This window comes from Cronobacter muytjensii ATCC 51329 (assembly GCF_001277195.1).
Lineage (GTDB): Bacteria > Pseudomonadota > Gammaproteobacteria > Enterobacterales > Enterobacteriaceae > Cronobacter > Cronobacter muytjensii.
On record NZ_CP012268.1, the window covers coordinates 3,661,756 to 3,680,914 of the forward strand.

A 19,159-nucleotide genomic window follows, 5' to 3' on the forward strand; every position below is an offset into this window, starting at 1 on the left:
TGTTAAAGAGCAAATATCTCAAACGTGACTTAACAGTCAGTTTTGAGATATCGGTTGGTTGTGTCTTTCACCCACACCCAGCAAGTGGCGTCCCCTAGGGGATTCGAACCCCTGTTGCCGCCGTGAAAGGGCGGAGTCCTAACCGCTAGACGAAGGGGACACAGCGTGTCACGACTTCGCAGCCGTCTTGCTTCTTTACTTTCTATCAGACAATCTGTGTGAGCACGCGAGGTTGTATCTTGCAGGTAAGGAGGTGATCCAACCGCAGGTTCCCCTACGGTTACCTTGTTACGACTTCACCCCAGTCATGAATCACAAAGTGGTAAGCGCCCTCCCGAAGGTTAAGCTACCTACTTCTTTTGCAACCCACTCCCATGGTGTGACGGGCGGTGTGTACAAGGCCCGGGAACGTATTCACCGTGGCATTCTGATCCACGATTACTAGCGATTCCGACTTCATGGAGTCGAGTTGCAGACTCCAATCCGGACTACGACGCACTTTATGAGGTCCGCTTGCTCTCGCGAGGTCGCTTCTCTTTGTATGCGCCATTGTAGCACGTGTGTAGCCCTGGTCGTAAGGGCCATGATGACTTGACGTCATCCCCACCTTCCTCCGGTTTATCACCGGCAGTCTCCTTTGAGTTCCCACCATGATGTGCTGGCAACAAAGGATAAGGGTTGCGCTCGTTGCGGGACTTAACCCAACATTTCACAACACGAGCTGACGACAGCCATGCAGCACCTGTCTCAGAGTTCCCGAAGGCACTCCCGCATCTCTGCAGGATTCTCTGGATGTCAAGACCAGGTAAGGTTCTTCGCGTTGCATCGAATTAAACCACATGCTCCACCGCTTGTGCGGGCCCCCGTCAATTCATTTGAGTTTTAACCTTGCGGCCGTACTCCCCAGGCGGTCGACTTAACGCGTTAGCTCCGGAAGCCACGCCTCAAGGGCACAACCTCCAAGTCGACATCGTTTACGGCGTGGACTACCAGGGTATCTAATCCTGTTTGCTCCCCACGCTTTCGCACCTGAGCGTCAGTCTTCGTCCAGGGGGCCGCCTTCGCCACCGGTATTCCTCCAGATCTCTACGCATTTCACCGCTACACCTGGAATTCTACCCCCCTCTACGAGACTCAAGCCTGCCAGTTTCGGATGCAGTTCCCAGGTTGAGCCCGGGGATTTCACATCCGACTTGACAGACCGCCTGCGTGCGCTTTACGCCCAGTAATTCCGATTAACGCTTGCACCCTCCGTATTACCGCGGCTGCTGGCACGGAGTTAGCCGGTGCTTCTTCTGCGAGTAACGTCAATGGCCAAGGTTATTAACCTTAACCCCTTCCTCCTCGCTGAAAGTACTTTACAACCCGAAGGCCTTCTTCATACACGCGGCATGGCTGCATCAGGCTTGCGCCCATTGTGCAATATTCCCCACTGCTGCCTCCCGTAGGAGTCTGGACCGTGTCTCAGTTCCAGTGTGGCTGGTCATCCTCTCAGACCAGCTAGGGATCGTCGCCTAGGTGAGCCGTTACCCCACCTACTAGCTAATCCCATCTGGGCACATCTGATGGCATGAGGCCCGAAGGTCCCCCACTTTGGTCTTGCGACGTTATGCGGTATTAGCTACCGTTTCCAGTAGTTATCCCCCTCCATCAGGCAGTTTCCCAGACATTACTCACCCGTCCGCCACTCGTCAGCAAAGCAGCAAGCTGCTTCCTGTTACCGTTCGACTTGCATGTGTTAGGCCTGCCGCCAGCGTTCAATCTGAGCCATGATCAAACTCTTCAATTAAAGTTTGATGCTCAAAGAATTAAACTGTTAGTTCGTAATGAATTAACTGTTGTTCACTTGAGACTTGATATTCATTTATCGTCCGAAGACGTTAAGATATCAGTGCCCCGAGTGCCCACACAGATTGTCTGATAAATTGTTAAAGAGCAGTGCGACGCGGCCTTCAGCCTGCTGTCGCGAGGTGGCGTATATTACGCTTTCCTCTTTCAGAGTCAACCCTTAATTTCAGGATTTTTCTCTTTCCGACTCACCGTCGCTGTGTGATGTTCTTCATCAGCGCCGTGTCGATGGAGGCGCATTATAGGGAGTTCTCTTTTCGCCGCAACAGGAAAATGACATAAAAATGACTGACTGCTGCATTCCCCAGCAAAACCCCGGTTTATACGCATTTGCACACAGAGTTATCCACAAAGCACTCCACTACCTAAATTTTGCGAGCGCCACGCAAACGTTTTCGCTACAATGCAGCCCTGCTACTGAAGCGCTATTTTTTTAAGGAGCGTCAGCTGAATTTCAGTAAAGAAGCTGAGATTCAGCTAACGCTCTTCTGTAATGATCAAATCCAGGGGATTTATACATGCAACAACCTCGTCCTGTACGCCGCGCTCTGCTCAGCGTTTCTGACAAAGCCGGTATCGTCGACTTCGCCCGCGCGCTCTCTGACCGCGGCGTTGAACTCCTCTCTACTGGCGGTACGGCAGGCCTCCTGGCGCAGGCTGGCCTGCCGGTGACGGAAGTCTCCGACTACACCGGTTTTCCGGAGATGATGGACGGTCGCGTCAAAACGCTGCACCCGAAAGTGCATGGCGGTATTCTGGGACGCCGCGGCCAGGATGACGATATCATGGCGCAGCACGCTATCTCCCCGATTGATATGGTCGTAGTCAACCTTTACCCGTTCGCACAGACCGTCGCGCGTGACGGCTGCACGCTGGAAGATGCGGTTGAGAATATCGACATCGGCGGCCCGACCATGGTCCGCTCCGCCGCCAAGAACCATAAAGATGTGGCTATCGTAGTGAAGAGCAGCGACTACAGCGCCATTATTGAAGAGCTGGACGCCAATAACGGCTCGCTGACCTTCGACACCCGCTTCGATCTCGCCATCAAAGCTTTCGAACACACCGCCGCCTATGACAGCATGATAGCCAACTACTTCGGCAGCCTGGTTCCGGCTTATCACGGTGAAACATCAGCGCCTTCCGGCCGCTTCCCGCGTACGCTTAATCTGAACTTCATTAAAAAGCAGGATATGCGCTACGGCGAAAATAGCCATCAGCACGCTGCCTTCTATATAGAAGAAGAAATTAAGGAAGCCTCCGTCGCGACCGCACAGCAGGTTCAGGGCAAAGCGCTCTCTTATAACAACATCGCCGACACCGACGCGGCGCTGGAGTGCGTAAAAGCCTTCAGCGAACCGGCCTGCGTTATTGTCAAGCACGCTAACCCGTGCGGCGTTGCCGTTAGTGACTCGATTCTTGAAGCTTATAATCGCGCGTATAAAACGGATCCAACCTCCGCCTTTGGCGGCATTATTGCGTTTAACCGCGAGCTGGACGCCGAAACCGCGCAGGCGATCATCTCTCGCCAGTTCGTTGAAGTCATCATCGCGCCCTCCGCCAGCGAAGAAGCGCTGAAGATAACCGCAGCGAAGCAAAACGTGCGCGTGCTGGTTTGCGGTGAATGGCAGGCTCGCGCAGCGGGCCTGGATTTCAAACGCGTCAACGGCGGCCTGCTGGTTCAGGACCGCGATCTTGGCATGGTGACGGAAAGCGATCTGCGCGTTGTGACTAAACGCCAGCCGACCGAACAGGAGCTGCGCGACGCGCTCTTCTGCTGGAAAGTGGCGAAGTTTGTAAAATCGAATGCGATTGTTTACGCCCGCAATAACATGACCATCGGTATTGGCGCCGGCCAGATGAGCCGCGTCTATTCCGCTAAAATCGCAGGCATTAAAGCTGGCGACGAAGGCCTGGAAGTCAAAGGCTCGGCGATGGCCTCCGACGCGTTCTTCCCCTTCCGTGACGGTATCGACGCCGCAGCCGCCGTGGGTATCACCTGCGTGATCCAGCCGGGGGGTTCGATTCGTGACGATGAAGTTATCGCCGCCGCCGATGAGCACGGCATCGCTATGATCTTCACCGACATGCGCCACTTCCGCCATTAATAACGGAGCAACGATGAAAGTATTAGTCATTGGCAACGGCGGGCGCGAACATGCGCTGGCCTGGAAAGCCGTCCAGTCGCCGCTGGTTGAAACCGTCTATGTCGCGCCAGGTAACGCAGGCACCGCGCTGGAGCCTGCACTGCAAAACGTCGCTATCAACCCGACGGATATTCCAGCGCTGCTCCGTTTTGCGCAGCGTGAAAATATCGATCTGACCATCGTCGGGCCGGAAGCGCCGCTGGTTATCGGCGTGGTGGATGCATTCCGCGCCGCCGGTCTGAAAATATTCGGGCCGACCAAAGGCGCCGCACAGCTGGAAGGCTCCAAAGCGTTTACCAAAGATTTCCTGGCGCGCCATCGTATTCCGACGGCGGAATACCAGAACTTTACCGAGACGGAACCTGCGCTCGCGTATATCCGAGAAAAAGGCGCGCCAATTGTTATCAAAGCTGACGGTCTGGCGGCGGGCAAAGGCGTTATCGTCGCGATGACGCTGGATGAAGCCGAAGCGGCCGTTAACGATATGCTGGCGGGCAACGCGTTTGGCGATGCCGGTCACCGCATCGTGGTTGAAGAGTTTCTTGATGGCGAAGAAGCCAGTTTTATCGTGATGGTGGATGGCGAGCATGTTGAACCGATGGCCACCAGCCAGGATCACAAGCGCGTCGGCGACGGCGATACCGGTCTGAATACGGGCGGGATGGGCGCTTACTCTCCGGCGCCGGTCGTGACCGATGAAGTCTTCCAGCGCACCATGGAGCGCATCATATGGCCGACCGTGCGAGGCATGGCAGCGGAAGGCAACACCTATACCGGTTTTCTTTATGCGGGCCTGATGATCGACAAACAGGGCAACCCGAAAGTCATTGAGTTTAACTGCCGCTTCGGCGACCCGGAAACCCAGCCGATTATGATGCGCCTGCAGTCCGATCTGGTGGCGCTCTGTCTCGCTGCCTGCGACGGCAAACTCGACACCGTAAAATCGCAGTGGGACTCGCGCCCGTCGCTTGGCGTGGTGATGGCCGCCGGCGGCTATCCGGGCGATTATCGCACCGGCGATGTGATCCACGGCCTGCCGATTGAAGAGATTGCCAGTGGCGACGGCAAAGTCTTCCACGCCGGTACCACACTGCGTGACGATGAGCGCGTTGTAACCAGCGGCGGTCGTGTACTGTGCGTGACGGCACTCGGCGATACTGTTGCCGATGCGCAGGCGCGGGCGTATCGCTTAGCGGAAGATATTCACTGGGATGACTGCTTCTGTCGTAAAGATATCGGCTATCGCGCTATCGCGCGTGAACAGGCGGAATAACCCGCCACGCCGCTGACAGGCTCCCGCAAAAGCGACGGCTCAACCCGTCGCTTTTTTATTGCCTCAGAAGCCGTCAGGCTTCGGTTGCCATGCGCAAAAGTCTTCGTTCGCCACCAGCAACAACTGGGTGCCTTCCGGCGCCTCCAGCCAGGCGGCGCTAACGCGCGCGGTAGCGTGACGCTGGCGTTCGGCAAGCCGCGCCTGCGCCCTTCTGTCCAGTTCAGGGAGCACGGTTTGCCCTTCGCAGGTCGTCATCGTGCCGTCAGGGTTCCAGCGTCCCTGGCGCAGCACCACGCGGCCTGCGCGCAGCGCGTCGCTGGTATTGCGCATACGGGTGGCGCGGTACTGCCACAAGGCAATCTGATCGCTTGAGAGCTGCTGCTTCTGCCCGTTCACTTCGCGCTGCATAAAGCTTAAGCCGCCGCGATCGTCAAAGCGCACTTTTACCTGTTCCGGCTGTTTGCCTTGCAGGCGGTAATCCACCGAAGCGAGCGTGTCGTTTTGCCAGCGATAATCGCTGATCGAGGTGTTATCGCCCGACCAGGGGCTGAACGCCGCCAGCAGGTGCACGGAACCGTCGTTATTGTCTTTACGCCACAGGCGCACGACGCCGTCATCGGCGAGATAGCCGCTGGCGGTAAAGGAGGGAATTTCCGGAGTGGAACGACAGGCCGAAAGGAACAGCGCGCCTGTCAGCGCCAGCAAACGCCAGCTAAACAAAAGGGGCGATGTCGCCCCTTCGTTAAAACCTTTCACTGCCACGCGGTTTACTTAACAGCGTCTTTCAGTGCTTTGCCAGAAACGAATGCCGGCACGTTAGCTGCAGCGATTTTGATTTCTTTACCGGTCTGCGGGTTGCGGCCAGTACGCTCAGCGCGGTGGTTCACTTTGAAGGTACCGAAACCAACCAGCTGTACAGCATCGCCTTCTTTCAGAGACTCAGTAATCGCAGCCAGAGTGGATTCCAGAGCAGCTTTCGCTTGCGCTTTAGACAGGTCAGCCTTGTCTGCAATTACATCAATCAGTTGAGTCTTGTTCATAAGTTATCCTTACAATGTGTTTATCGCTTGCTAAGCATCGAGTGCGACGGAAATGCCTTGAAAGCACTCTCCTGCATACACGCACCGATAGCCACTTTTTTTCGCCTCCCAAATGTAGACCAGACGGGGGGCTAATTGGAAGCCTTCAGGTGAGACAAAACAGGCTGTAAATCACGTTTTATTGTCTCATTGCTGCAAATTTATACCGATATTACTGGTTCCATCCTCGCGCAGGTCTGCGCGTAAGCCTTTTATCAGCTCAATATCGCGTTCTTCGCAGGCGGCCAGCAAACGGAAAATTTCCCACTGGATGTCCCATTCCTGCTCGACGGCCGGGTTCGCTTTCAGCTCTTCATCAGTCATTTCGCGGCCCGCCTGCGTCATCTCCAGCATGGCCACGGTCGTGATAGATGTCTCGCTGACTTCAATCGCGTGCTCCAGCGTCTCGCCACTCAGGCGCGAGTGGATCAGTTCGCTCAATGCCACGCAGGCGTCAATGGCCGGATAGACGCCGTACAGGTCATAATCCTCTGCCGCCGGAATCGCCTCTTCAAGCTTTTCGAGCTGGTTGTCGAAATTGACTTTAGCGTCTTTAACCGTCAGCGTTTCCCAGACCAGATCGAGAATACGGCGGTAGAGCTGCGCATCGCCGAAGCCGGTCTGCTGGCAGAACATGGCGTAATTCGGGTACATCCGCTCGCACAGCGAGGCCATAAAGGTCTCGTGCTGCCAGGCTTCGAGCTTTTCCAGCCGCAGGTGAATAGGGTTTTGTAACATAGTGGCGTCTCACAAACCGAAAATTAGCGGCAGTGTACCTGAATCACCCCTGAATTTCCTGCCATCGTAGAAAGGCGGGGCGGCCCGATGCGACGGCGTCTGCCCAGCGCGTCGGCTCCGGCAGCCGGTAGCCTTTGGTACAGCGCTGCACCCAGCCAAGCGCCGTATCGATGCTGACGCGATGCCCCGTCGAGACAAACAGCGGATTGCAGCGCGCTTTGCTGCGCCACACCCACGCCAGCTGCTCGCCTTTGTCCATCAGCGGCGCGACCGCGCCCGGCTCGTCGGAGAGCGGTTCAAATTTGCCGCAGAGCCGCTTTTTCGCAACGCCTATCGTCGGCACATCCACCAGCATGCCGAAGTGGCTGGCGACGCCGAGACGGCGCGGATGCGAAATCCCGTGGCCATCGACAAACAATAAATCCGGCTTTCTGGAGAGCATCTCCCAGGCGGCAAGCAGCGCCGGGTATTCGCGAAACGACAGAAAGCCGGGAATATAAGGCATCGTGGTTGGGATACGCGCCACCTGATACTCCACCAGCTCCAGCGAGGGGTATTTCAACAGCACCATCGCCGCCCGCGTCACTTCGCCGCCCTGCTCAAACCCGACATCCGCCCCGCCGATAAACGTCGGCGGATCAACATTTAACCGGTCCTCACGGACCACATTGGATGCCAGTTCGATTTGTTGTGCGCGAAGCGTCGCGAGATCCATAGTTTCTCCTTACAGGTGATAAGGCGCCGATAAGCGGTGAACCGCCTCGACGAAGGCCCCCGCATGTTCCGGAGGCACATCCTGATGAATGCCATGTCCCAGGTTGAACACATGACCTTCACCCTTGCCGAAACCAGCAAGTATAGACGCCACTTCCTCTTCGATGCGGGCGGGCGCCGCGTAAAGCATGGAAGGATCCATGTTGCCCTGCAGCGCGACCTTATGCCCGACGCGACGGCGCGCATCAGCGATATCGGTCGTCCAGTCCAGTCCCAGCGCGTCGCAGCCGGTGTCTGCAATCGCCTCCAGCCACTGACCGCCGCCTTTGGTAAACAGCGTCACCGGCACGCGGCGGCCTTCGTTTTCCCGCAGCAGCCCGTCGACGATTTTATGCATGTAGTAAAGTGAGAACTGCTGATAGTCGCGCCCGGTCAGCACACCGCCCCAGGTATCGAAAATCATCACCGACTGCGCGCCCGCGCGGATTTGGGCGTTCAGGTAGAGCGTGACGCTTTTCGCGAGCTTATCGAGCAGCAAATGCAGGGTTTGCGGCTCGGCGTACATCATCTTCTTGATAACGGTAAACGCTTTGCTGCTACCGCCTTCCACCATGTAGGTAGCGAGCGTCCAGGGGCTGCCGGAGAAGCCAATCAGCGGCACTTCGCCTTTCAGTTCGCGGCGAATGGTGCGTACCGCATTCATCACATAGCCGAGCTCCTGTTCCGGGTCCGGCACCAGCAGCTTTTCGACATCCGCTTTGCCTGTGATCGGCGAGGCAAAGCGTGGGCCTTCGCCCGCTTCAAAATAGAGCCCCAGCCCCATCGCATCCGGGATCGTCAGAATGTCCGAAAAGAGGATCGCAGCATCAAGCGGATAGCGGCGCAGCGGCTGTAGCGTCACTTCGCACGCCAGCTCGGCGTTTTTGCAAAGCGACATAAAATCGCCCGCCTGCGCGCGGGTGGCCTTATATTCCGGCAGATAACGTCCCGCCTGACGCATCATCCACACCGGGGTGACGTCGACAGGCTGGCGTTGCAGGGCGCGCAGGTAACGATCGTTTTTCAGTTCGGTCATTTTTCTTATTCCTCAAGCGACAGGGCGCCATTGTACCACGTCATTCGTAGTCTGCCCGGCAGCGCGCCACGGTATCTTCTATCAGGCGGCGCGCGACGGTGCCCGGCGCTGGCAACAACGGCAACTGGTCGTAGCGATACCAGCCTGCGTCGATGAGTTCTTTAGGATCGATTTTGATTTCGCCGCTGTCGTAGTCCGCAGTAAAGGCGGTCATCAGCGATTGCGGGAACGGCCAGGGCTGGGACGTCACGTAGCGCAGGTTTTTTACACGGATACTGCTCTCTTCCATCACCTCGCGCGCCACCGCCTGCTCAAGCGTTTCGCCCACTTCGACAAACCCGGCCAGCACGGTATAGACGCCATTGCGGTGACGGGTGTGCTGCGCCAGCAGAATCTTATCTTCACGGCGAATCGCCACGATGATGCACGGCGCGATCTGGGGGTAGTAGCGCTCGCGGCAGTGTCCGCAAAGCATCGCCCATTCGGTTTTACTCGGGTGCATCTCATGACCGCAGTAGCCGCAATATTTATGCGAGCGGTAAAACTCGGCGAGTTGCACACCGCGCCCCGCCAGTTGAAACAGCCCGGCGTCCTGATCGATAAGCTGGCGCACCGAGGCCATCTCGTCATCGCGCTTCTGAAGCACCAGCCATACCGGCGCGTCTTCCCAGGTGCCGATTTGCAGCGCCTTTTCGCCCGTAAGACCAAAATCCGCGGCCCGACCGTAAGGTAATTCTGCTTTTGGCAGCCATAATTTCTGTTCATGGCTGACTATCCACCAGCCATGGTCTAAATTTTCTAATGTACGTTCCATAATTGATTGCGCTACCTCTGCTTCACTGGCACGTTATTAACATTGTTTTTACATATTTTGGGTCATTTGCGTTTTTACATCTTATATCTCATGGAGTCGATCATGCTAAACCAGCTAAAAAGTCTGACGGAACGCGTTGGTGGGAGTAATGAGTTAGTTGATCGTTGGCTTGGCGCCCGCAACCATCTGTTAGTCACCTATTACAAAATGGTCGGCATCAAGCCCGGCAAGGAGCCGCTCACCGCGCTGGATGAAAAGGCGCTGGACGATTTTTGTCACTGTCTGGTGGATTATCTCTCCGCCGGTCACTTCAATATCTACGAACGTGTCATCAGCGAAATGGAAGGCACCAGCCCGCTGGTCGCCGCCACGCAGATCTACCCGCAGCTGGAGGCCAACACCCAGCACCTCATGGATTTCTACGACACCCATCTGGAAAGCGCTATCGATCACGATAATTGCCTGGAGTTCCAGGAGGCGCTTTCCGGCATCGGCGAGGCGCTCGCCGCCCGCTTCGCGCTGGAAGACCAGCTCATCCTGCTGGCCTTTGACAACAACCTGAGCGAAAGCGCCAATGATGAAGCCGGTCTTGCCCGTCCGGCTTGAGTTTGCAATGATTCGCGAGTAGTTTAATCACGTCCCCGCACCTGTTGCGGGGTTTATCTTGTCGGAGTGCCCAGTGCGCAAGCACGGGCTGAGACCGTTAATTCGGGATCCGCGGAACCTGATCAGGTTAATACCTGCGAAGGGAACAAGAGTAATTCCATTATGCCCCGCTCAGGGAGCCGTCTGCCGCTCCTGAAGATCGGTAAACGCGGCGCGGGCGCATCGCCATTACTCCTCCGTTGTTCTGACAAGCCACTTCCTGACCGTTAACTGGAATGCGCTATGTCTGTATCAAACAAACCTGGCCGCCGCGAACAGCGCGCCGCCGCACAACACTTTATCGACACGCTGGAAGGCACCGCCTTTCCCAATTCCCACCGTATCTACCTCACTGGCTCACGCGACGATATTCGCGTGCCGATGCGCGAAATCCGCCTGAGCCCGACGCTTGCGGGCGGCACGAAAGAAAACCCGCGCATTGAACCCAACGAGCCGGTGCCGGTTTATGACACCTCCGGCCCGTATGGCGATCCGGCCGTGCGCATCGACGTGCGCGAAGGGCTGGAAAAGCTGCGCAGCCGCTGGATAGACGCACGTAACGACACGGAAACCCTGAACGCGCGCAGCTCCGCCTACACCCGCGAGCGTCTCGCCGACGACGGGCTCGACGACCTGCGCTTTCGCGGCCTGCTGACACCGAAGCGCGCGCAGGCCGGGAAGCGCGTGACGCAGCTGCACTACGCCCGTCAGGGCATCGTGACGCCGGAAATGGAGTTCATCGCCATTCGCGAAAACATGGGGCGCGAGCGCATTCGCGGCGCGGTGCTACGTCAGCAGCATCCGGGCGAAGGCTTCGGCGCGCGTCTGCCAGACAACATCACGCCGGAATTTGTGCGTGATGAAGTGGCCGCCGGGCGCGCCATTATCCCCGCCAATATCAACCACCCCGAATCGGAGCCGATGATCATTGGGCGCAACTTTCTGGTGAAGGTGAACGCCAATATCGGCAACTCGGCGGTGACGTCATCGATTGAAGAAGAAGTGGAAAAGCTGGTCTGGGCCACCCGCTGGGGCGCCGATACGGTCATGGACCTCTCTACCGGACGCTATATTCACGAAACCCGCGAATGGATCCTGCGCAACAGCCCGGTGCCGATCGGCACGGTGCCGATCTACCAGGCGCTGGAGAAGGCCAATGGGATCGCCGAAGATCTCAGCTGGGAGATGTTTCGCGACACGCTGCTGGAGCAGGCCGAACAGGGCGTGGATTACTTCACCATCCACGCAGGCGTGCTGCTGCGCTACGTGCCGATGACCGCAAAACGCCTGACGGGCATCGTCTCGCGCGGCGGCTCTATCATGGCTAAATGGTGCCTTTCGCATCATAAAGAGAACTTCCTCTATGAACATTTCCGTGAAATCTGCGAAATCTGCGCCGCATATGATGTCTCGCTCTCGCTCGGCGACGGTTTGCGCCCAGGCTCCATCCAGGACGCCAACGACGAGGCGCAGTTCGCGGAACTGCGCACGCTTGGCGAGCTGACGAAAATCGCCTGGGAATATGACGTACAGGTGATGATTGAAGGCCCAGGCCACGTACCGATGCAGATGATCCGCCGCAACATGACCGAAGAGCTGGAGCACTGCCATGAAGCGCCCTTTTACACGCTCGGGCCGCTCACCACCGACATCGCGCCGGGCTACGATCACTTCACGTCTGGCATTGGCGCGGCGATGATTGGCTGGTTCGGCTGCGCCATGCTCTGTTATGTGACGCCCAAAGAGCATCTTGGTCTGCCCAATAAAGAGGATGTGAAGCAGGGGCTTATCACCTACAAAATCGCCGCCCACGCCGCCGATCTTGCCAAAGGGCATCCGGGCGCGCAGATCCGCGACAACGCGATGTCCAAAGCACGCTTCGAATTCCGCTGGGAAGATCAGTTCAATCTGGCGCTCGATCCGTTCACCGCCCGCGCCTACCACGACGAAACACTGCCGCAGGAATCCGGCAAAGTGGCGCACTTCTGCTCCATGTGCGGTCCGAAATTCTGTTCGATGAAAATCACCCAGGAGGTGCGCGATTACGCCGCGAAACAGGCCATCGACGCCGGTATGGCGGATATGTCCAGCAGCTTTCGCGCCCGCGGCGGCGACATCTATCTGCGTCAGGAGGAGGTGGAATGATGGCGCCGCTTTTCGCCCCCGTACCGCGCCGCCTGGGGCTTTACCCGGTGGTAGACAGCGTTGAGTGGATAGCGCGTCTGCTGGAGGCGGGCGTGCGCACGCTACAGCTGCGTATCAAGGATAAAACCGATGCCGACGTCGAAGCGGATGTCCGGGCCGCCATTGCGCTGGGGGAACGCTATCACGCGCGGCTGTTTATTAACGATTACTGGCGACTGGCCATTAAACATCAGGCGTACGGCGTCCATCTTGGCCAGGAAGATCTGGAAACCGCCGATCTCAACGCCATCCGCGCCGCCGGACTGCGGCTTGGCGTTTCTACTCACGACGATATGGAAATCGACGTGGCGCTGGCGGCGCACCCGTCTTATATCGCGCTCGGCCACGTTTTTCCCACCCAGACCAAACAGATGCCTTCTGCCCCGCAGGGGCTGGCGCAGCTGGCCGCGCATGTGAAACGGCTCGGTGACTACCCGACCGTGGCCATCGGCGGCATCAGTCTTGCGCGCGCCCCTGGGGTACTGGAAACCGGCGTCGGCAGCATCGCGGTGGTAAGCGCCATTACGCAGGCGGCGGACTGGCGCGCCGCGACGCAACAGTTGCTCGAACTCGCGGGGGTGGGCGATGAATGACGCGGATTTTATGCGCTACAGCCGCCAGCTGCTGCTGGAAGATATCGCGATTGACGGCCAGCAAAAGCTGCTGGAAAGCCGCGTGCTGATCGTCGGTCTCGGTGGGCTGGGCTCGCCAGCCGCGCTTTATCTCGCAGGCGCGGGCGTCGGCACGCTCTGGCTCGCGGATGACGACGCGGTGCACCTTAGCAATCTTCAGCGCCAGATCCTGTTTGGCGTCGGGGATATCGAACAGCCGAAATCACTTGCCGCGCTACGACGCCTGAAGGCGCTTAACCCGGCAATCGAGACCGTGGCACTGAACCAGCGACTTGAGGGCGACGCGCTGCATGCGGCGGTTTCCAAGGCCGATCTGGTGCTCGACTGCAGCGACAACATGTCGACGCGGCAGGCCATTAACGCGGCCTGTGTGGCGCACGGTACGCCGCTTATCACCGCCAGCGCGGTCGGTATGGGCGGGCAAATCGCCACATTCGCGCCGCCTTTCGAATACGGTTGCTACCGATGCCTGTGGCCTGATGACAGCGAACCGGAGCGAAACTGCCGCACCGCGGGCGTGCTCGGGCCGGTGGTCGGGCTGATGGGCACGCTGCAGGCGCTGGAAGCCATCAAGCTGCTGTGCGACGTGACGCCAGACCGCGGCGAGTTGCGCCTCTTCGACGCGCGCGCCAGCCACTGGCGTACCCTGACACTACAGCGCGCCGCAGACTGTCCGGTGTGCGGAGGCAAGCATGCGCATTGAACTGAACGATGAGGCGATGCAGTGCGTCGAGGGGCTTAGCGCAGCGCAACTGCTGGAACAGCTAAAACTCGACAGGCCCGGTACGGCGCTCGCCATCAACCAGACCATTCTGCCGCGCAGTCAGTGGCCCGATTATGCATTGCAGGAAGGCGACAGCCTGACATTGTTTCAGGTTATCGCAGGAGGCTGAGATGTTACGTATTGCGGATAAAACCTTTCAATCGCGCCTGTTTACCGGCACCGGTAAATTCGCCTCGCCCGCGCTCATGCTGGCGGCGCTGCGCGAAAGCGGCAGCGAACTGGCGACGCTCGCCATGAAGCGCGTGGATCTGACGCGTCGTGATGATGCCCTGTTGGCGCCGTTACAGGCAGCGGGCGTGACGCTGCTGCCCAATACCTCCGGCGCCAAAACCGCCGAAGAAGCGATTTTCGCCGCGCAGCTCGCCCGCGAAGCGCTGGGCACACGCTGGGTCAAACTGGAGATCCATCCTGACGCCCGCTGGCTACTGCCGGACCCGATAGAGACGCTGCGGGCGGCGGAGAAGCTGGTGGCGCAGGGATTTGTCGTACTGCCCTACTGCGGCGCCGATCCGGTGCTCTGCAAGCGGCTTGAGGAGGCGGGCTGCGCGGCGGTAATGCCGCTGGGCGCGCCAATCGGCTCCAATCAGGGTCTCCAGACGCGCGCGCTGCTCGAAATTATCATCGCGCAGGCGACGGTGCCGGTCGTGGTGGATGCGGGCATCGGCGCGCCAAGCCACGCCGCCGAGGCGCTGGAGATGGGCGCCGACGCGGTGCTGGTTAACACGGCGATCGCGGTGGCGCGCGATCCGGTAGCCATGGCGCGGGCGTTCCGTCAGGCGGTCGGGGCGGGACGTACAGGATATGAAGCCGGGCTCGGCGCGCGCACCACGCAGGCGCAGGCCACCAGCCCGTTGACCGGCTTTCTGGAGGCGCAGGCATGAAGACATTTACCGAACGCTGGCGCACGCTCCACTGGGATGACATCCGGCTGCGCATTCACAGCAAAACCGGGCGCGATGTGGAGCGCGCCCTCGCTGCCACGCGCCCCGACAGGGACGATATGATGGCGTTGCTCTCCCCCGCCGCGCTGGAATATCTCGAACCGCTGGCACAGCGCGCGCAACAGCTCACCCGCCAGCGCTTTGGCAACACCGTGAGCTTTTATCTCCCGCTCTATCTCTCTAATCTCTGCGCCAATGAGTGCACTTATTGCGGCTTTTCAATGAGCAACCGCATTAAGCGCAAGACGCTCGATGAAGAAGAGATCGCGCGCGAGTGCGCGGCTATTAAAGCGATGGGATTTGAACATCTGTTGCTGGTCACAGGAGAACACCAAACGAAAGTGGGAATGGACTATTTTCGCCGCCACTTTCCGGCCATTCGCCGCCAGTTCGCCTCGCTGCAAATGGAAGTGCAGCCGCTGTCAGAGGCGGAGTATGCCGAGCTGAAATCACTCGGGCTTGACGGCGTGCTGGTCTACCAGGAGACATACCACGAGGCGGTCTATGCAAGGCATCATCTGCGTGGCAATAAACAGGATTTCTTCTGGCGACTGGAGACGCCGGACCGGCTCGGGCGCGCCGGTATCGATCGCATTGGCCTTGGCGCGCTGACGGGGCTCTCCGACTGCTGGCGCACCGATAACTATATGGTGGCGGAGCACCTGCTCTGGCTGCAACAGCGCTACTGGCAGAGCCGCTACTCGGTATCGTTTCCGCGCCTGCGGCCCTGCGCGGGCGGCATTCAGCCTGCGTCACTTATGGACGAACGGCAGCTGGTGCAGCTTATTTGCGCGTTTCGGCTGCTGGCGCCGGAGGCGGAACTGTCGCTTTCCACCCGTGAATCGCCACATTTTCGCGATAACGTCATCCCGATTGCCATAAACACCGTGAGCGCGTTCTCGCGCACGCAGCCTGGCGGCTATGCTGACGGCCACGCCGAGCTTGAACAGTTCACGCCACATGACGGGCGACGCCCGGAAGAGGTGGCGACGAGTTTGACGCAGCGCGGTCTGCAGCCCGTCTGGAAAGACTGGGACGGTTTTCTGGGAAGACATGCGCAAAATCCCTGAAACCAAACGCAAACTGCGCGATATCTTTCGGCATGTCACGCAAAGTGCGCGTTTGCCGTTTGAGTGAAAACTGCCGCCGTTTTACTCTGCGTCCGCCGGTCGGGGATGACCGGCCGGGGCGGCTCCTGATGCTCTCTCTCTGCCGCCCCGCCTCTTTCCCTGTACCAAATGGCAAAAGGAAACGGCTTTGGTAACCGGTTTCCGTTTTTGCGCCTTTCTTTGTGATGGGTAACACACAATCACATCAAAGCGGTTGTTGGGACAGGAGGTGGGGGATAAATATCAACTAAACAACAGTCACAGAGAGCGGATTATGAAAAATATCGTTTTATGCTGTGCCGCAGGTATGTCCACCAGCATGCTGGTTCAACGGATGAAAGACGCCGCCCAGAAAAAAGGCGTCGAGGTGGAGATCAAGGCCGTTCCGGTCGCGGAGTTTAAAGATATTATCGGCACCGCCGACATCGTTCTGCTTGGCCCGCAGGTCAAATACGAGCAGCCGAAGTTCCAGGAAATCGCCGATCCGCTGGGTAAAAAAGTCGCCGTTATCGACATGATGGATTACGGCATGATGAAAGGCGATGTGGTGCTGGATAAAGCCCTGAAAATGCTGGAGCAATAAATGGAAGATTTAGAGTCAATTATCATGGAGCTGCTGGTGAATGCCGGTAGCGCGCGCAGCCAGGCGCTGACGGCTCTTCAACTGGCCCGCAAAGGCGACTTCGAGGCCGCCGAAAAAGCGATGGAAGAATCCCATGAGTTTGTTAAGCATGCGCATAAAATCCAGACGGAGCTTATCGGGCTTGACGAAGGCAGCGGTAAGCTGCCGGTAAACCTGATTACCGTGCACTCCCAGGATCATCTGATGAACGCGATGGTGATTCAGGATCTGGCAGGCGATCTGATTGAACTTTATCGCCGCCTGCCGCTGATAAAATAACGTGCAGTCACCCCATCGCCCTTGCCCGGTTTCGCCGGGCATTTTTATCTCTACAGCCCAGCCCGGTTTGCAAGCCGCTAAAGCAGGCGGTGTCTTTTGCGCTCACTTTATGGCACAACGGTATTCTTAAGCGCCCTTAATGCGCCTTACCGATGATGCAGGTTACGCATGCCTTCCGTTCCCGTTCCATTTTTTACGCTTGCTGTGCTGGTGATGCTACTGGCGAAAGTTTCTCTGGTTGACGCCAGCCGCTATCGTCGGGTGATTGGTTTTCTCGCAGGCTGCGCGCTGCTGGTATTTCTTTCCGCGTTGCGCTGGTCGTTCGATCTGCCTTTGCTGCGTCAGTTGCAATCCCTGATGGCCATCGCGCTGCCGCCGCTGGCCTGGCGTTGCTTTAGCGAATTGACGTCATCTCAGCCATCTCGTCGCAACGCGTTTATGCTTGCGCCGCCGCTTGCCGCGCTGATGATTAATCTTACGTTGCCCGTCGCCACAGATGTGATGCTGGTGGCGCTCTACCTCGGCTATGGCGCTGCCCTGCTGCGTACCGCCCGTCAGGGCTCGGATGCCTTTTTACTGAGTCGTCTGAGCGATGCGCCGACAGCGGCGAAACTCGCGTTTATCGCCGGTGCGTTTCTCTGTTTTTGCGGGATGACCGATATCGCCATCGCCGTTGATTTTGGCTTTTTTCACGGGCGCCAGGCACCGCTGCTGGTGGCCGCCTCGCAGGCGATATTATTACCGTTCCTGGGGCTCGCTATTCTGCTGCCCGCTAAAAAACCGGCGGTGCCTGTGCCTGTCGCCGTGCCGGTGCCGCCCACGAACCATCACGAAAGTGAAGCTGAAGAAGAGACAGAACGCTGCGTGCAACTGGAAAAAACCTTACGAACACAGGCGCTGCACCTCAACCCTGACCTCACGCTGGATCTGCTGGCGAGAAAAACCGGCACGCCCGCGCGCCATATTTCCCGGGCGGTCAACGCAACGCGCGGCTGTAATGTCTCACAGTGGATTAACAGCTTTCGCATTGCTCACGCGCAACAGCTGTTACGCGAGACTGACCTGCCCGTTACCACCGTGATGCTTGAGTCAGGCTTTAATACCAAATCAAATTTCAATCGTGAGTTTGCGCGACTTGTGGGGATGAGCCCTGTGGCGTATCGGCGCGCGGCGGCGAATAATGCAGCGTCTGACTCAGAAACTCGCTTATCTGTGCCGCCAGTTGCTGGTGGATCGCCGCCCGACTGAAGCCTGCGCCATCGCGGCACACGATCCCTTCGCCCGGCTCTTCCGCTTCGATAATGGCTGCCGCGCCTGGTTTGCACCGCTGCATAAAACTGAAATGGGTTGCACCCGGTACGCTCACCGTACGAGTGAGCGAGGCAGGCAGCCCGTGGGCCAGATAGCCCGACTCCAGCGCAGCGGGTACGTCATCGCTGTCAACGCCCGCACTCATCACCAGCACCGGGATGGCAACCTGCGACAGGCTTTCCGCCGTAAAGCCGCGCGCCAGGCCCAAATCCAGCGACACCACGGCTTTTATTCGTGTATCACGCACGCTTTTTACCAGCTGGTTTTCCGTCCCGGGTAAGCCGATGCCAAGCGTACGTGCCACCTTACAGCCGCCAAGCTGCGGGTGATTTTCACAGTCGGCCACAAAACGCGGCGCAGAAAACCTCGCACCTGCCAGCGCCATGACCGTCCACCCGCCTAAGGAATGCCCTGCGGCGGCGATGCGCTGTTCATCTATTTTTCCGGCTGTTTTCGGGTTGCCGATAAGCGCCTCCAGCACGCGCGTCACGTCGTGCGGACGCTCCCCAAGCGCCTGCGCCTGCGCGGGCTGTTTATTACGGGTCGTGGTGCCCGGGTGATCCATTGCCGCAACAATATACCCCTGCTCCGCCATATGTTGCGCGAGCCAGTCCAGGTTGCGCCAGTTGCCGCCAAAGCCATGCGAGAGCAATAGCAGCGGGTGCGCGCCCGGCGCGGGTGCCGCATCACGCTGGACCTTAACCCCCGAAAAGACAACGTTCTCGCCCACCGTCTCCAGAGCGCGGTTATCAAACGTCGGATACCAGACCGCAACGTCCAGCGAACGAGTGGCTGGTTCATTGAGTGTGAACTGATGAAAACCGATCCCCGCCGATGCGGCAGCGCTAAACAATGCAAAAGTGATAAAGGTGATGAGTCGATACATGGGAATGCCCTCCGTTTACAGTGGCGGATTTGTAACATCGGGGCGGAGAGTGGGCGTCCTGAAACGCGATCGAGGTCG

At 58.4% G+C, this 19,159-nt stretch carries 18 protein-coding genes, 1 tRNA gene, 1 rRNA gene, 1 pseudogene and 1 riboswitch; of the genes and pseudogenes, 12 read left to right on the forward strand and 9 right to left on the reverse strand.

All coding sequences use genetic code 11. From position 1 onward, the window contains the following. Positions 1-85: 85 nt before the first annotated feature. Positions 86-160: transfer RNA gene (locus AFK63_RS16830), tRNA-Glu, on the reverse strand. 86 nt (positions 161-246) lie between these two features. Beyond that, positions 247-1,789: ribosomal RNA gene (locus tag AFK63_RS16835) — 16S ribosomal RNA — on the reverse strand. Positions 1,790-2,366: 577 nt separating this feature from the next. Here AFK63_RS16835 and purH point away from each other — a divergent pair. Then, entirely contained in the window at positions 2,367-3,956 is a 1,590-nt protein-coding gene (gene purH / locus AFK63_RS16840) for a bifunctional phosphoribosylaminoimidazolecarboxamide formyltransferase/IMP cyclohydrolase (RefSeq protein ID WP_038865665.1), read from the forward strand. 13 nt (positions 3,957-3,969) lie between these two features. Then, entirely contained in the window at positions 3,970-5,268 is a 1,299-nt protein-coding gene (gene purD, locus AFK63_RS16845; protein WP_038865668.1) for a phosphoribosylamine--glycine ligase, read from the forward strand. Positions 5,269-5,331: 63 nt separating this feature from the next. On the opposite strand, the gene AFK63_RS16850 is transcribed toward purD, so the two are convergent. The 6 genes from AFK63_RS16850 to nudC all read right to left on the reverse strand — a co-directional run bounded on the left by AFK63_RS16850 (position 5,332) and on the right by nudC (position 9,688). After that, complete coding sequence (locus AFK63_RS16850; protein WP_158408863.1) at positions 5,332-6,030, reverse strand: DUF1481 domain-containing protein; 699 nt, start codon at positions 6,028-6,030, stop codon at positions 5,332-5,334. Between the two features lie 5 nt (positions 6,031-6,035). Continuing rightward, positions 6,036-6,308, reverse strand: coding sequence for a nucleoid-associated protein HU-alpha (gene hupA, locus AFK63_RS16855; protein ID WP_002884342.1), 273 nt, complete (start codon positions 6,306-6,308; stop codon positions 6,036-6,038). A 186-nt stretch (positions 6,309-6,494) separates the two neighbouring features. Next, the gene (locus AFK63_RS16860; protein ID WP_038865672.1) at positions 6,495-7,085 is read right to left on the reverse strand and encodes a YjaG family protein; all 591 of its coding nucleotides are present in this window, start codon (positions 7,083-7,085) and stop codon (positions 6,495-6,497) included. Positions 7,086-7,128: 43 nt separating this feature from the next. Next, complete coding sequence (gene nfi / locus AFK63_RS16865) at positions 7,129-7,800, reverse strand: deoxyribonuclease V (protein WP_038865675.1); 672 nt, start codon at positions 7,798-7,800, stop codon at positions 7,129-7,131. Positions 7,801-7,809: 9 nt separating this feature from the next. Continuing rightward, entirely contained in the window at positions 7,810-8,874 is a 1,065-nt protein-coding gene (hemE, locus tag AFK63_RS16870) for a uroporphyrinogen decarboxylase (RefSeq protein ID WP_038865678.1), read from the reverse strand. A gap of 40 nt (positions 8,875-8,914) precedes the next feature. Beyond that, positions 8,915-9,688 carry an NAD(+) diphosphatase gene (gene nudC / locus AFK63_RS16875; protein ID WP_038865680.1) on the reverse strand — a complete coding sequence of 258 codons (774 nt, stop codon included), beginning with the start codon at positions 9,686-9,688 and terminating at the stop codon, positions 8,915-8,917. A 102-nt stretch (positions 9,689-9,790) separates the two neighbouring features. On the opposite strand from nudC, the gene AFK63_RS16880 reads away from it, so the two are divergent. From AFK63_RS16880 to AFK63_RS21755, 10 genes and pseudogenes are all read left to right on the forward strand, one after another. After that, entirely contained in the window at positions 9,791-10,294 is a 504-nt protein-coding gene (locus AFK63_RS16880; protein ID WP_038865682.1) for an Rsd/AlgQ family anti-sigma factor, read from the forward strand. 52 nt (positions 10,295-10,346) lie between these two features. Further along, a riboswitch (TPP riboswitch) is annotated at positions 10,347-10,456 on the forward strand. 120 nt (positions 10,457-10,576) lie between these two features. Further along, a complete protein-coding gene (thiC, locus tag AFK63_RS16885; protein WP_038865685.1) occupies positions 10,577-12,478 on the forward strand; it encodes a phosphomethylpyrimidine synthase ThiC in 1,902 nt (633 codons plus the stop codon). Then, a complete protein-coding gene (gene thiE / locus AFK63_RS16890; protein ID WP_038865687.1) occupies positions 12,475-13,110 on the forward strand; it encodes a thiamine phosphate synthase in 636 nt (211 codons plus the stop codon). Before thiC ends, thiE begins: the two co-directional genes overlap by 4 nt. After that, positions 13,103-13,852: a HesA/MoeB/ThiF family protein gene (locus tag AFK63_RS16895; RefSeq protein ID WP_038865689.1), complete on the forward strand. Its 750-nt coding sequence runs from the start codon at positions 13,103-13,105 to the stop codon at positions 13,850-13,852. The genes thiE and AFK63_RS16895 overlap by 8 nt, the downstream gene beginning before the upstream one ends. Continuing rightward, complete coding sequence (gene thiS, locus AFK63_RS16900; RefSeq protein WP_038865691.1) at positions 13,842-14,042, forward strand: sulfur carrier protein ThiS; 201 nt, start codon at positions 13,842-13,844, stop codon at positions 14,040-14,042. The genes AFK63_RS16895 and thiS overlap by 11 nt, the downstream gene beginning before the upstream one ends. A gap of 1 nt (position 14,043) precedes the next feature. Further along, a complete protein-coding gene (gene thiG, locus AFK63_RS16905; protein ID WP_038865693.1) occupies positions 14,044-14,814 on the forward strand; it encodes a thiazole synthase in 771 nt (256 codons plus the stop codon). Then, positions 14,811-15,944, forward strand: a complete 1,134-nt coding sequence (gene thiH, locus AFK63_RS16910; RefSeq protein ID WP_038865697.1) for a 2-iminoacetate synthase ThiH — start codon at positions 14,811-14,813, stop codon at positions 15,942-15,944. Before thiG ends, thiH begins: the two co-directional genes overlap by 4 nt. Positions 15,945-16,257: 313 nt before the next feature. Beyond that, positions 16,258-16,566, forward strand: coding sequence for a PTS sugar transporter subunit IIB (locus AFK63_RS16915; RefSeq protein WP_038865699.1), 309 nt, complete (start codon positions 16,258-16,260; stop codon positions 16,564-16,566). Continuing rightward, entirely contained in the window at positions 16,567-16,884 is a 318-nt protein-coding gene (locus AFK63_RS16920; RefSeq protein ID WP_038865700.1) for a PTS lactose/cellobiose transporter subunit IIA, read from the forward strand. It begins immediately after the preceding gene. Positions 16,885-17,535: 651 nt separating this feature from the next. Then, positions 17,536-17,991, forward strand: a pseudogene (locus AFK63_RS21755) (helix-turn-helix domain-containing protein); the annotation flags it as partial. Between the two features lie 7 nt (positions 17,992-17,998). Here the strand turns inward: AFK63_RS21755 and AFK63_RS16925 are convergent. After that, entirely contained in the window at positions 17,999-19,081 is a 1,083-nt protein-coding gene (locus tag AFK63_RS16925; RefSeq protein WP_038865702.1) for an alpha/beta hydrolase family protein, read from the reverse strand. Positions 19,082-19,159 lie beyond the last annotated feature (78 nt).